The organism is Nostoc sp. XA010, from assembly GCF_020829625.1.
Lineage (GTDB): Bacteria > Cyanobacteriota > Cyanobacteriia > Cyanobacteriales > Nostocaceae > Nostoc.
Genome location: NZ_JAIVFX010000013.1, coordinates 183,433 through 197,991 on the forward strand (window position 1 = coordinate 183,433; position 14,559 = coordinate 197,991).

Below are 14,559 nucleotides of genomic sequence, written 5' to 3' on the forward strand. Positions count from 1 at the left end.
AATTAACATACTTATAATTTCAATTTAAGCATAATCTCATTTTTCTAGAGAAAATGCAACAGCATTTAAAACAATTAACTTAAGAAACTTAAGAAACTTAAGAAAGTTAAGAAAGTTAAGACAGATATTTTTCCTTAACTACCACTTAACTTTCCTAACTTTCTTAACTGTCTTAGGATCATTATTTCTTAACTGTCTTAACTGACATTGAAAAAATATTTAATTAATGATATATATTTAAGTTGAAAAACAAGTTAATTTTTTTAAGGAAAACTCTATGCCTACAAACACAGTCAAAACAGTGAATGTTGTAGCGGTACCATTCTTTGCGCGTTTCTTGTCAGAGCAAGCTACTGAAGGGACAGAGGTTCCTTGGACTTACAAGTTTCCTTCAGATTTGGAAGATAAATAATTTATTTGCTCTTCTACATCTGAAAGTATAGCCGCAGCCACATAGGTTAGGACTTAATGACAAGCGTGAATGCTAGGAATAGCAATAGTTTTACCTCCTGCCTCCTGCCCTTTGTTCTCGGAAAGATACCTTGTAATTGGCTGAATCATAATTTAATAAAGTAGCAGTTATCAAATAACTGAAAACTACTCTTAGAGACGCGATGGTGCAGAGCGCCTGCCGGAGGCGATCACTTTCATATTACCTTATCCATAACATGGAGATGATTGCTTTTTTAGACCCCTAGATTCTTAAAAAATCCTGGTTTATAGAAAGCAATTTTTTCGCTATTTCTTAATAGCTACCTCCTAAAATTATCAAAAAAATATATGCATCTGTCTCGTGATGTTGTTTTATTAATCACCCACAGTGGTGATTTCTTCACTATAGATAGAGTGGCAGAAGCCTTATCAAAAAAAGGGGTGCAACCATTTCGTCTAGATACTGATAAATTTCCTCTAGAAGTGCAATTAGCAGCACATTTTGATAAGTCAAAAAGCTACCACACTATAGACTATAACAACCGCTCTATCAGCACAGAGCAGGTGCAAGCTGTATGGATGCGCCGTATTTGGGAACCACAACTGAGTCAAGAATTAGCGCCAAAGTTCCGAGAAGCTTGCGTCAGAGAATCACTTGCAACTTTAGATGGTTTTTGGGACAGTCTTAAGGGGGCTACATGGGTAGATAATTTAGAGCGGATAAATTATGCAAGTAACAAACTGCGTCAACTACGGATTGCGTCTGAAGTAGGTTTTGTTATTCCCCAAACTCTTGTTACCAACAAAGCCCAAGCAGCACGAGAGTTTTTTCAGCAAGTTAACGGCAAAATGGTGAGCAAGCTCTTAACTGCTCTTTCCCATAGTATGGAAGCTAACTCTTCGTTTTTTCTGTACACCAGCATCGTCAAGTCAGAAGACTTACAAGATGCCGAATCACTGCGCTATTGCCCAATGGTTTTTCAAGAGCAAATTCCAAAGCAACAAGAATTACGGGTGGTGTATGTGAATGGTAATGTATTTGTGGGGGCGCTAAATGCAGATGTGTATGCAGCAGCCAAAGTTGATTGGCGTAAACCTGGTGTTGAGGTTGGTGCATGGCAACATCACCAGCTTCCTGATGAAGTAGTTCACCGTCTCAAAGCCTTTATGGGGAAATTTGGGCTGTTGTTTGGAGCCTTAGATTTCATCATCACACCGTCAGGCGAATACGTCTTTTTGGAAATCAACCCTGTGGGAGAGTGGGGAATGTTGGAAAAAGATTTAGACTTGCCTATTGCAAGTGCGATCGCAGATGCTCTACTTGAAAGAAAGCATGATCAAAAATTTAATATTGGATACTAGCCTGTGGTAACCCACCTAAAGGGTGTCTAGATACTTCACACTTCATACTTTTTATGACCGTATTAATAGTTACGTTTAGTAAAGACAACGAAAGTATTCCTCTAGTCATCAACGAAATTGAGGCTAGAGGAGAAAAAGCATTTCGGTTTGACACAGACAGATATCCTACTGAAGTCAAGCTAGATATTTACTCTGGCAATACTGAACGAGTAATTATTACTGATGGCGAACAGAAGCTAGATTTGAGTGAAGTCTCCTCAGTTTGGTATCGGCGGATGCGCTACGGGCAAAAAATTCCCGACTCAATGGACAAGCAATACAGAGATGCGTCAATTAACGAATGTCGCGCCACAATCAGGGGTATGATTGCCAGCCTTCAGGGATTCCACTTCGATCGAATGTCCAATGTGGATCGGGCTAATAATAAGCAACTCCAATTGCAAGTTGCACGAGAAATTGGTCTTCTAACTCCACGTACTCTAACTTCAAACAATCCAGAAGCAGTTAAGGAATTTGCTCAAGAGTGTAAGCAAGGTATAGTTACCAAAATGCTTTCTTCCTTTGCTATTTATGATGATCGGGGGCGAGAAAACGTTGTATTTACCACTCCAGTTACAAATGATGATCTGGAGAATATGGAAGGGCTGCGTTTTTGTCCGATGACCTTTCAAGAAAATGTGCCCAAGGCGCTGGAGCTGCGGACAACTATTGTCGGACACCGTGTATTTACTGCCGCAGTAGATTCCCAAAGCTTGTCAGGATCTACTTACGACTGGCGCAAAGAGGGGAGAGCCTTAGTTAAAAATTGGCAACCTTACGACTTGCCAGAAGATATTGAGAAAAAACTGCTCAAACTGATGGCTTATTTTGGCTTAAAGTATGGAGCAATTGATATTATTGTCACCCCCGATGGTCGGTATGTATTCCTCGAAGTTAACCCAGTCGGGGAATTTTTTTGGCTGGAGATATATTCACCACACTACCCCATTTCGCAGGCGATCGCAGAAGTATTACTGATTAATAAAAATTAGGGGATTGAGCCTTATATATTTTTCTTGTCTTCTATTTTGAAAAGTGTTAGTGAGATTTCACTATTAAGTTTATTAATCTTAAATTACTTATTGAAAATTATGAATTATTTACATTTGGAGATTAAATCCTTGTGATAAACCTAGTAAATACACAAACAGTTTTAACATTTAATGGGGTAAATGATTATATAGATTTTGGCAGAAACGATATTGGCGGCGTTTTTGCTCAAGGGAGTTCAGCTTTTACGGTTTCAGGACGGATAAATCCACATAAACTAACAAATAAAGCCACTAGTTACGGGACGCGCAATGTATTTTTTGCCCGTTCTTCAGAGAGATTCAGCGATAATTTTGAATTTGGCATCAGTGAAACAGGAAGCCTAGATGTATACATTGATGAAACTGTTAGCAAAAGTATCAAAACCTTTGGGCAAGGAGAATTAACTATAAGACAATGGCACTTTTTTGCTATTGTTTTTAATAGTGGTCAGCTAGCCGTATATCTTGACGATCATGAATACAACGATTCTCTTAGAGGTTCATCTTTAAACAAAGCCACAAGTTCTATAACTCTGGGAGCAACGTTACATAAACAGGTCTATTTCAAAGGACAATTAGCAAACATTAGCGTTTGGAATTATCCCTGTACTCAAGCACAAATTCAGACTCATCGTTGTGGGCTAATAGTTGGGGATGAAGAAGGACTAGTGGCTTACTGGAAATTAGACGATGGGCAAGGTACAACTGTCAAAAACCAAACTGGAAAGTCTTATCAAGGAAATTTTCGTGGCAATCCTATTTGGACTTTAGCAGAAATTCCATTCGCAACACAATCATCAAATCCAGTTCCATTTGTAGCAGAATCATCCAATCAAGAAGATATTCAACTTGAAGAGATACAAACTGAAATAGCAGTTATTCCTGAAGAAAATATCTCACCACTAACTACAAATTTATTAGCAGCAACGGTATCGTTAGTAAGCAACAACGAAGACCAACCAAAGGAAATTCAACAGGCGGAAACAAACAGCGAAGAATCCGAGATTATTCCAACTGCGATCGCTCTCGAACCAGATGACGAGGAAACCAAAACAGACCAAACTGAAGATCCCGTCAATATCCAACAAGCACAAATATTAACTCAGGAGGAATCGCCGTTAGTAAGCAACGACGAAAACCAACCAAAGGAAACTCAACAGACAGAAATAAACAACGAAGAATCCGAGATTATTCCAACTGCGATCGCTCTCGAACCAGATGACGAGGAAACCAAAACAGACCAAACTGAAGATCCCGTCAATATCCAACAAGCACAAATATTAACTCAGGAGGAATCGCCAGAAACCATGAATACAGAAGCCCGTCCCAAATATAAAATACTTTCCATTGATGGAGGCGGTATTCGCGGCATTATTCCTGCATTAATCCTAGCAGAAATTGAAAGGCGGACACAAAAACCTATATTCAGTTTGTTTGATTTAATTACTGGCACCTCCAGTGGCGGAATTTTAGCACTTGGACTAACTAAACCCCGATTAAGTTCTGATGTATCTGATAACTTGCCAGTAGCTGAATACACTGCTGAGGATCTCCTACAGCTGTTTCTTGAGTATGGGGTAGAAATATTTTATGAGCCGTTGTTTGAAAGACTACTTGGCCCATTAGAGGATATATTTCTCCAGCCAAAATATCCTTCCGAAAGCAAAGAAAAAATTTTCCGGCAATATTTTGGTAACGCGCCTCTAGAAAATAATCTTAAAGAAGTTTTTGTAACGAGTTACGATATCGAGCAGCGAATTCCGATATTTTTTACAAATAAAATAGAAAAACAGCAAATAGAATCTAAGAGTTTTCAGAAGTTATGTGGGGATTTTTCGCTCCTAGATGCAGCATTAGCAACTAGTGCCACTCCGACTTATTTTGCTCCTCATCGGCTTGTAAACCCCCATAATAGCGGCATCGCCTATACTTTAATCGATGGTGGAGTATTTGCTAATAATCCAGCCCATTTAGCTATTTTAGAAGCACAAATTAGTAGTAAACGAAAAGCCCAAAAAGTCCTGAATACAGAAGATATTTTAGTAGTTTCTTTAGGTACAGGTTCCCTGACGAGTGTCTACCCTTATAAAGAAGTCAAAAATTGGGGACTCTTACAATGGGGAAGACCGCTTTTAAATATTATGTTTGACGGTAGTAGTGAAGTAGTAGCTGGAGAATTAGAACAGTTGTTTGAGCCTACTGATAAAGAAGCTAAAAGTTTTTATTATCGCTTTCAAACGTTGTTAGATAGTGAATTAGAAGAAATAGATAATACTAAACTCCAAAATACTCGTCAGCTACAAGCTATAGCCCATCGATTAATATCTAACAAAAGTCAACAAATTGATGAACTGTGTAGTCTTTTGTTGGGCTAAATCAGATTTCTTACATCTTGCACCAACTAACTGGTGCAAGATGTAAGATTTTTAATTTCTTCACAAAAGAAATTAGTAATGACTCTCTTAGTCATGTTTTCACTTTATAAGGATTGTAGGTAAGTACAATGGATGAACTCGTCAAAAAAATTTCTGGTTTAGGTCTTCCTGGCATACTTTTCGTAATAGCAACGGGTGCAGCAGGGGGTAACGTCGCTGCCGTTGTCGCTATGCTTTCAGCGCTGGGGGGGCCTTTTGGCCTCTTAGGAGGTTTAGGCTTACTTGGGCTGGTAGCCGTTTTAGGGGAATATATAGCAGGGTTTGGAATTGAAAACATTCTCAAGCTCATCTATACAGAACGTAGCAAAACTGAATCTGTGAGATTTCTTCTCAAAGAAATTCAAGAATTGCCCATTTCAGATGAGTTAAAACTCAAACTGAAACATCATATTAGCCCAGTAGTCGTTACTGAGCCTGACCAAGGCCCTTTTCCGAGAACAGTCGAAATTGTTGATGACGAACCATTGACCTAGTGCATTCGATTTGATTCCCCCTAGCCCACGCCAGTCGCTAGCCTGCTTTAACGCTGACAGTGTAGCTGGCTCCCCTTTAAAAAGGAGGAAATTTAATTAAAGTCCTCCTTAAAAAGGGGAATTTAGGGGAATATACAAATCTCGAATACAACACCATAAAAGTTTTCAGACATTCTCTAAAAGGAAAAATGGCCTTTGAGTCTAACTTAATTCTCAAAGGTCATTTCAAAATTCCTAGTGTAATTAGTAACAGCTACATTTTTAGAATATGCAAACTCCCTCTGTGCCTGAGCAAAATACAATAAATCCTTTTTCAACCTTGATTCAATTTTGGCAGGATGTGAAAGTAGTTGCCGGGCCTTATTGGTATCCAACAAAAGCAGAAGGAAGAGCATTTTCAGATGTGATTCGCTCATGGGGAATGCTCATTTCCTTAGTATTATTAATAGTTGTAATTGTCGGAGCAAATGCTGCAAATAGTTACTGGAATCGCTATGTAATTGATATCGTTATTGAACAGAGAGACCTTGATAAATATAATAGTACTTTATGGCTGTCAAGTCTAATTATTGTAGGAATGGTCTTGTTAGTGACTCTTTTGAGATATGTCAGAAAAAAGATAATTCTTGACTGGTACAAATGGCTAAATCTTCATGTTCTGGAAAAATATTTAAGCAATCAAGCTTATTATAAAATCAATTTTAAATCTGATATAGATAATCCAGATCAACGCTTATCCCAAGAAATAGAACCCATTACTAGTATTGGCTTGAGATTCTCATCTTCTTTACTAGAAAAATCTTTAGAAATGGCCAGTTCTTTAATAATTCTCTGGATAGTTTCTTCACAAATCGCAATTTATTTAGTTATTTATACAATTATAGGTAATTTAATAGCTGTTTACTTGAATCAAGGAATAAATAAAGTTAGCCAAGAAGAACTTGCATTTAAAGCAGATTTTGCATATTGCTTAACTCATGTTCGTAATCACGCTGAATCAATCGCTTTTTTTCAAGGAGAAGATGAAGAATTAAATATAATTCAGCGTCGATTTAATAATGTTTTAAAAACTGCTGAACGCAGGCTGAATTTAGAGAGGGGACAAGACGCTTTTGGCAGAGCATATCAGTCTGCCATTAGTGTATTCTCGATGTTCATTCTTACACCTTTATTTCTTCAGGATAAAATTGATTATGGACAAATAAATCAAGCTAGTTTTGCTTGCTTTATGTTTTCTAATGCTCTAGGAGAACTAATAGCCGAGTTTGGGATTTCAGGACGATTTTCTGGCTACGTAAAGCGTTTAGCAGAGTTTTCAGATGCGCTACAGGCTGCTACTAAACAACCAGATAACGTCAGTACTATTAAAATTATAGAAGAAGAACGTTTAGCTTTTGAGAATGTCACTTTACAAACGCCAAATTATGAACAGGTGATTGTTGAAAATTTGTCATTTGCTGTTGCGCCAGGCGAAGGGTTATTGATTGTTGGCCCTAGTGGTAGGGGTAAAAGTTCTTTGTTGAGAGCGATCGCTGGTTTGTGGAATGCGGGAACTGGCCGTCTAGTGCGTCCTCCTCTAAAAGAAGTATTATTCTTACCCCAACGCCCTTATATCATTTTAGGGACTTTGCGCGAACAGTTGCTCTATCCTCACACAGACAGGAAAATGAGCGATCGCGAACTTCAACACATCTTGCAACAAGTTAACCTGCAACACTTACTTACCCGCGTAGACGGCTTTGATACAGAAGTTCCTTGGGAAAATATATTGTCGTTAGGAGAACAACAACGCCTCGCTTTTGCACGGCTATTAATTACACATCCTAGTTTCACTATCTTAGATGAAGCAACGAGTGCTTTAGATTTAAATAACGAAGGTAATTTATATCAACAGTTACAATCAACTCAAACAACTTTTATTAGCGTTGGTCATAGAGAAAGCTTATTTAATTATCATCAATGGGTGTTAGAGCTTTCACAAGAATCTAATTGGCAACTTCTTTCTATACAAGATTATCAATTGCAAAAAGGGATTATTGTTAAATCAGTTGAAAAGGAGCAAATCACGGTAGATATTTACCCGAAAAATGAACTCAAAATAAAACCAGAATCAGCAGCGAGCGCCACAATTATAGGACTTTCTCATAAAGAGCTTCAGACATTAACAGACTATTCTATTGCTACGATCAGAAGCAAAGCTAATCAAGAAAAGTCTGTAACTACTAAGGATGGTGTAACCTACCACTATAATAAAAACCCAGATGTATTGAAATGGGTAAGTCTTTAGTAACTATTTGTATATTTTAAAATAAGTGATGCTAACTATCAAGCAAAAACAATTAGTTACTTATAAATCTATTACGATTTATGAAAAACCTTACAAATTTCCTACTTTAAAAAATCCCAAACTAAAAAAAGTTCAACGAAAAATTAGAAAATGCCAAAGTTTAATTAAAGAAGGTACTAAGTATCATTCTTATTTTTGGGGAATAATTAAATGGAAAAAAGAACTTAGTCAAGGAGAAACTTTAGCAGAGGTTAAATCATTAATTTTAGATTATACTCAACTTCTGGATTTTTTAGAAAATTATAAAAATAATTATCAAAATTTTTTATTAAAATTTATAGATGATTGGAAAAATCTATTTGATCAAAAATATTATGAAATTAGAAAAGTAAATGAAGAAAGAAGTAAGCTAGAGATAAAGAATAATAAAAATTCTCAAATAATTGACAAGTTAAAATGGGAAGAAGAAGAAAATTTAAAATCTATTTTGTTGTTAAGTAATACTAACTTTTTAATTTTAGAAAAAGTAAAACTACTCAGTGAAGGAATTAAAAATTTAGCGGAAGATACCAAAAATCAAAAGCAAACTATTCAGAAAATACTTAAAGATATAGAGGTGTATCAAGAAATTTATGAATACCAAGTCAGAGCTACAAAAATCCGTCAAGAAATTGCAAAAATAGCTGAAACAGCAATTAATCTAGAAAAATCTTTACAAGATTACTTTAGTCCCTTTCAATCTTTAATAGATGATGTAGTAAAAGTAGATGCAGCTTTTTACACACTTGTAGGAGAAATCCAAAATTTAGCAAGTAGTACTCTAAATTCTCAAGTTAATTTATTAACGATACAAGATACTAGTACGATATCTCATGACATCCTCAATTTATTAGTGGCAAGTTATGAGAAAAAAGATAGACTGCAAGATGCTTTTTTTCAGTCAGAATTATTAGATTTGCAGTTTCATGACTTTGATGTAAGTAAAGATGAGATAACTTTAAATCAAGCGATTTACCTAATATCTAATTATATGTCTACTCAACTGGTTGCTCAAAAGAAAGTGCTAGGGATAGAAGAAGCAGATATTGTTTCTCCTTATCCTCAACTTTCTATCGAGAAAACAGAATTGGCGGAACAACCTAAGAATGATATTGAGTTTACCACAGAATTTAAAAGTAATTGTCATATTGATTACAGTAAATTGCAAAACCTTCTTACACAGTACAAGTGGCAAGAAGCTGATATTGAAACAGCTAAATTAATGCTACAAGTCATGGGTAAGAATGATTGGAATGAAGTTTATAAACAGGATATTCTTAACTTTTCATGCCAAGCTTTTCATAAAATTGATCAACTTTGGCAACAATACAGTCATGGTTACTTTGGTTTTAGTGTTCAGCAAAGTATTTGGAACGAAATAGGCGGTCAAATAGATTATGAAACAGAAAAAAGACTTGGCGATCGCCTGGGTTGGCGAAAAGAGGGAAACTGGCTAAATTACGACCAACTAACTTTTAAATTATCCCCAACGACACCGATGGGACATCTACCAGTTAAATGGTTACATTATGACCAAAATATATTAGACATACCTTCATATTCATCTACAACCCTCCTGTCAATGGCAGCTTGGCGAGTTGGATCTTGGCTAGTATGGCAGATGCATTTATTTTTTACTCGTGCCAAAACTTGTCATGAAATTTACCATGAGTGAATTACACATTATTTAATTAATAATAGGAGAAAAAGCCAATGAATAATATGAATCTGTCAGATACAGAAATAGAAATTTTACTTTTTGGAAAATGGCGTTTTAATACAAATTGGGAAAAAATTTCTATCGAATTTAAAGATAATATGACTTATGAGCAAACTAGAATTCAAACGTTTCTTTTATCTAAACCCAGCGAATTTATCACGGGCAATAAATTTACTGGTGTATGGCACGTAAATGATAGAAGATTATGTTTAATTGTTAAAACTGTTCCTAAATCATTTTTCAATTTGCAAATACTGATATTATCTAGAGTAGATTTGGCAGACATGATCGCTAGCATCTACTCTATATTTGTAACAGAGAATTATGAGGTTATTGAAATTGATAAATTAAAATTTTTAATAAGCGACAAAAATGAGAGAATTGCTGGTATAAAAATCAATTAATACTTTTTTTACGCTTGTAATATTAACTTAAAAAGTCTAATACCAAATTATTGTGAAGCTGCATGAATCTGTGAAAGGCTGCAAGGCTTATGAAATAACGGTTTTAGCTTTATAATTCTATGCAACTTCATACAAAATTGGTATAAGTAAAATATTAAGTTAGTATAAGTTACTACAATTTTTTATTTGGGTAGTAGACTTAGTGAGATTAATTTACAATATTAATATGAATAATATTAATCTTATGCATAGAGAGCTTAGAAAATCTTAAAGCTTGCAAAATTTATTGTGCTAATCTAGTTTAATGCCACTAAGACTAACTATAACTTGAATTTAACTCGTTTTTATCTTACTTATGTATTCTTTTTGAATGGTTTGGCTTTCTGATAATGTGCATACCTAAAATTTTTAAAGTATTATTGTTATGGCGGATAGTGAGTGATGTTAACTCTTGACCCAACACATAAAAGCTACCTATAATACTAACCCAATTGTCCAGTCCGTTTTTTGCTCTGTTAAGCGTTATTGTTGCATTCCTTCGATTATTTGCTCCTTTAAGTATTAAAATACCACCAAAATTAAAACTACCCGATGCAATTAATTTGCTGCTATTTACACTAGCCGTGATATTGGCAAAGGTGTAGCCTAAAAACTTGAGGCTTCCTGCAATACTGGCAGAATTATTGATATTACCATTAGTTGCTTTGCTGAGAGTGACTGTAGCGCCGTTGAAAGCTAAAATCCCAAAATTGAAATTACTTGTAGCTTGAAATCCGCTCTCGTTCAGGCTGATACCTAACGCCGTGAATTGTTTGCCTAAGAGAGTAACATCGCCTAAACCAAAAACCTTTTTATTAGTTAAATCAAGTTTAAAACTAGAAACATTGAGCTTTATAACATTGCCTAAATTAAGAGCTACATTATTAATCGAAACGTTCTGAGTGTTAAATGATAAAGTGCCAGTACCCAAAGATTGATTAAAAGCAATAATATTTGCTGTTCCTGTTGCGCTTTGATTCTTCAAATTAACTGTGAGGTTCGGAATAGTCAAAGTCAAGAAACCTGCTAAACTCAGCCGAACATCCCTCAGATTGACACTATTTTGAGTAACATCAAACATAATGCCTGCTAGGGTATTCCCAAAAATTGAAATTGTTCCTAAACCACTACCGCTACCAGATTTTATATCGAGACTAAGGGCATCAACATCAATACTTAACAGATTGCCTAAACTCAGGCCAAAGTTTTTAAAGGTAGTATTGGTAGGGGTAATTTTAAATTCAACATTTGCAATTTCGTTGTCAAAAATTTCTAGATAACCATCTCCTTGAAGATACTGCTCACTAGGCGTTACCTTTAAAGATAAATCTAAACTATTGTCATCCGTTCCCTTAATTTTCAGAAATCCTAAATCGATTTCCAGAACTTTTAATGAACCAGAGATATTATTAAAAGTTTTATCTCCTTGAAGGATTAAGATTGCCTCATGCCCCCAAGCATTAATTTTGCCATTAATTTCTAAACCTTCTGATATCGCTTGAGCCGCAATTATTGTTGGAAAAGGAACATACTTAATTAAAGGATTGATTTTTCCGTCTCCATCCCCATCAATTGATTCGATATTTAAGTTCACTAAGCTTTCTAAAAGCCCTAGTGCTTTGTTAACTAAATCGGTTGAATAACTTGAATAACCTACTTGTTTGCTAAGAAAGGAAGTGACTGGCCCCCGCCACAAATCTATTAAGCTAATCGCTTGCTTAGGATTTAAAATTAAAGCTAATCTTTCAGGATCATTAGTGTCCATCAGAAAAGCTACCTCAAGGTCTGTTTTTTCCCACTTCAAATCGCCAATGAAGCCAAAGTTATCAAAGTAAGGAGGTAAATACGTTCCGCCTCCTTGAAACCTGATATTGCGAAGTTCAGTTCCTACCAATCCATAGGGATTACACCAAGATGTTTCACCTTGTTGACAAAAGTATGCTGTTAAAGATTCCGGTTCGAGAGAGAGACTACCAGAGAGAAATAACTTAGGTTCTTTTTCTTGGGTCGGATCGTAGCCTTGAAGAGTTAAATTTCCAGTTAATCCAAAGTTTGGCTCTAAATCAGCCTCAATATTTAACCCTATGAGCAAGTTACTAAAAGTAGCCTTAAATTGTTGCTGGGAAAATAGCTGAATATCGCCTGCAATATTAGCTGTTAACCTAACCTGTCCTGCCGGATTAAAGTTAATTATTGCTCTTAAACACCCGATTCCTAAGCTTCGATGAATAAAACTGCTGAAATTTGTCTGGAGATTATTGAAATCAATATTTCCAATAAAGTTGAATCCTCTGCTTAAGTTAATGCAACCTAATTGTGAATGTATAAAATCATGTTCATTCTCATTTATAATTAGCTCTGGGTTGCTTAATTTTAAATCGTTGATAATAGGAAGTTTACTCGTTAGGTTTCTAAAAATAAAATCTTTATTTAATTTATACTTTAATATAGTTTGCGTACCAAGAAATAATTCTACGTCTTGGTTATTTAGTAATCCTTTAAAACTGAGTTCAACTTCTTGAAAAATTTTATAAACTTTATATTTCGGTGAATATATTCTAATTTCAGGTTTGCCAAAAATTTCAATAATTATTTTATCAAGCAGCACATTCATGTATGGAACTGTACTATGAATGCTAAAAATCTTGTCTAAAATTAATTGGAAATCATGCTCAAAGTCTAAATAAGCTTCTGAACTGGATGAAACTAAATTTACATCATCTGAAAACTCAAGTTTTGATTTGATAGCATCAGGTAAAGTAATTCTTGTGAAATCAATGCTATTAGCCATAAGTAAATTGGTGTAGATGTTTTTAATAGATTGTTTTAGAGGTTATTTTTGTCTACAATTTAACTGTATTATCCGCACCTCCATAAGTCACCATTTTACTACTGTTAGGACTGAAGGCAATTTACCAAACTTCGGCTTACAGCAGTTCCCGCTATTGTGAGGTACGTTTTTGTCGTGAAAGGTTACAGGAGATAGCGGGGAGGGCATAAACTGTGCTTCATAACAGCAGGAAGCGCTGTAATGTCCGTTGAATATCTGCGGTGCAGGCTGATTATGCCGCCATATCTAAGCGATTTTATCAACATCGGCGATCGCTAGCTGCTGCAACCACGTCCCGTTGATTGGGATTGGGACTGCCACCGACAACTGACGCTTTGCTGGCCGTAGCTAAGGTTGTCCCGCTGTTCCACCAATGCGTAGAAGGCATCCGCATCTATATCGATTGCATCTTATCAACGGGCGTAACCAATAACAGTATGTCCCTGTTGAATAAAACCCTCGGTCGGGAGCATAACCTAAACCTTTACTTATGCCTGTAATTAAGATGAGCTTACTCATATTTTTCTATTATTCCTGCTCTGAATCAACAATTCGTGGGAAAAAATAACCGCTACCTCTTGCTGTAATAATAAATTCTGGGTCGTTGGGATCGGATTCTACCTTTGTCCGCAATCGTGAAATATGCACATCTACCACACGGGTGTCTGTACTTATCTCTGGTACAAAGCCCCACAATTTCTGTAATATTTCAACCCTTGAAAAAATCTTTCCCGAATGATTCACGTAACTTCTCTAATAAGCTAAACTCCACACCTGTCAACCGAATGCGTTGCTCATTTTTGTGGACTTGGCGTTTATTTATATCGATTTTCAGTCCGCCGACATGAATTATCCCAGAGTTAGGAATAGTATTGATACTACTTTTGTGGGAGCGCCGTTTTAGTACACAGGCAATTCGAGCTTCCAGTTCTTTAGGAGAGAAAGGTTTCGTCATGTAGTCATCAGCACCGAGTTCTAGCCCAGTGATTCGGTCTGCTACATCTCCTAAAGCTGTGAGCATAATGATTGGCACGTCTGACTCTTTCCGTAATTCTTGGCACACACCGTAGCCATCCAACTTTGGCATTACATCCAGAACTATCAAATCAGGGGTCAACAGGCGAAAAGCTGATAAAGCTTCTTCACCATCACTAGCTGTAACTACGCTGTAGCCAATCATTTCTAACCGCGTCTGTAAAATCCGGCGGATGCTGGCTTCGTCATCTACTATTAAGATTGTGCCTTTCTCACCTGATAATTTTTTCAACGCTGTTCCTCCACAGCGAGAACTCCTAACCCTTCATTATCTGCTTGTTAGGAGTCAAAAGCGCAAAACAATCTTGAAGTACAGTTATGAGGAAAGAAGCGAACGCTTAATACTTGCATCTGTGCAACTAGATTATGCTAGGGCATCTGCCCGAAAAAGATATTTATGTCCAATTAATAAATTCCTCAACAAGGGACTCGT

10 protein-coding genes and 1 pseudogene are annotated in these 14,559 nt (G+C 36.1%); 8 read left to right on the top strand and 3 right to left on the bottom strand.

Features of this window, described 5'->3' with window-relative positions:
* The first annotated feature begins 277 nt into the window (after positions 1 to 277).
* The 8 genes from LC608_RS20020 (at position 278) to LC608_RS20055 (ending at position 10,222) form a co-directional block, all read left to right on the top strand.
* Positions 278 to 412, top strand: coding sequence for a microviridin/marinostatin family tricyclic proteinase inhibitor (locus LC608_RS20020; protein WP_229555180.1), 135 nt, complete (start codon positions 278 to 280; stop codon positions 410 to 412).
* Between the two features lie 368 nt (positions 413 to 780).
* On the top strand, positions 781 to 1,794 hold the full coding sequence (locus LC608_RS20025; RefSeq protein ID WP_229555181.1) for an MvdC family ATP-grasp ribosomal peptide maturase: 1,014 nt from the start codon (positions 781 to 783) through the stop codon (positions 1,792 to 1,794).
* A gap of 53 nt (positions 1,795 to 1,847) precedes the next feature.
* Positions 1,848 to 2,825 (top strand): MvdD family ATP-grasp ribosomal peptide maturase, encoded by a 978-nt coding sequence (locus LC608_RS20030; RefSeq protein WP_229555182.1) that lies wholly within the window; start codon positions 1,848 to 1,850, stop codon positions 2,823 to 2,825.
* A gap of 131 nt (positions 2,826 to 2,956) precedes the next feature.
* Positions 2,957 to 5,239 (top strand): patatin-like phospholipase family protein, encoded by a 2,283-nt coding sequence (locus tag LC608_RS20035; RefSeq protein WP_229555183.1) that lies wholly within the window; start codon positions 2,957 to 2,959, stop codon positions 5,237 to 5,239.
* A gap of 128 nt (positions 5,240 to 5,367) precedes the next feature.
* Positions 5,368 to 5,772 carry a hypothetical protein gene (locus tag LC608_RS20040; protein WP_229555184.1) on the top strand — a complete coding sequence of 135 codons (405 nt, stop codon included), beginning with the start codon at positions 5,368 to 5,370 and terminating at the stop codon, positions 5,770 to 5,772.
* 268 nt (positions 5,773 to 6,040) lie between these two features.
* Positions 6,041 to 8,059: an ABC transporter ATP-binding protein/permease gene (locus tag LC608_RS20045; protein WP_229555185.1), complete on the top strand. Its 2,019-nt coding sequence runs from the start codon at positions 6,041 to 6,043 to the stop codon at positions 8,057 to 8,059.
* Between the two features lie 28 nt (positions 8,060 to 8,087).
* On the top strand, positions 8,088 to 9,773 hold the full coding sequence (locus LC608_RS20050) for a GUN4 domain-containing protein (protein WP_229555186.1): 1,686 nt from the start codon (positions 8,088 to 8,090) through the stop codon (positions 9,771 to 9,773).
* A 38-nt stretch (positions 9,774 to 9,811) separates the two neighbouring features.
* On the top strand, positions 9,812 to 10,222 hold the full coding sequence (locus tag LC608_RS20055) for a hypothetical protein (RefSeq protein ID WP_229555187.1): 411 nt from the start codon (positions 9,812 to 9,814) through the stop codon (positions 10,220 to 10,222).
* 349 nt (positions 10,223 to 10,571) lie between these two features.
* Here LC608_RS20055 and LC608_RS20060 read toward each other — a convergent pair whose 3' ends face one another.
* The 3 genes and pseudogenes from LC608_RS20060 to rpaB all read right to left on the bottom strand — a co-directional run bounded on the left by LC608_RS20060 (position 10,572) and on the right by rpaB (position 14,358).
* A complete protein-coding gene (locus LC608_RS20060; protein WP_229555188.1) occupies positions 10,572 to 13,052 on the bottom strand; it encodes a hypothetical protein in 2,481 nt (826 codons plus the stop codon).
* Positions 13,053 to 13,350: 298 nt separating this feature from the next.
* A complete protein-coding gene (locus LC608_RS36930; RefSeq protein WP_267871141.1) occupies positions 13,351 to 13,479 on the bottom strand; it encodes a hypothetical protein in 129 nt (42 codons plus the stop codon).
* Between the two features lie 140 nt (positions 13,480 to 13,619).
* Positions 13,620 to 14,358, bottom strand: a pseudogene (rpaB, locus tag LC608_RS20065) (response regulator transcription factor RpaB).
* Between the last annotated feature and the right edge of the window lie 201 nt (positions 14,359 to 14,559).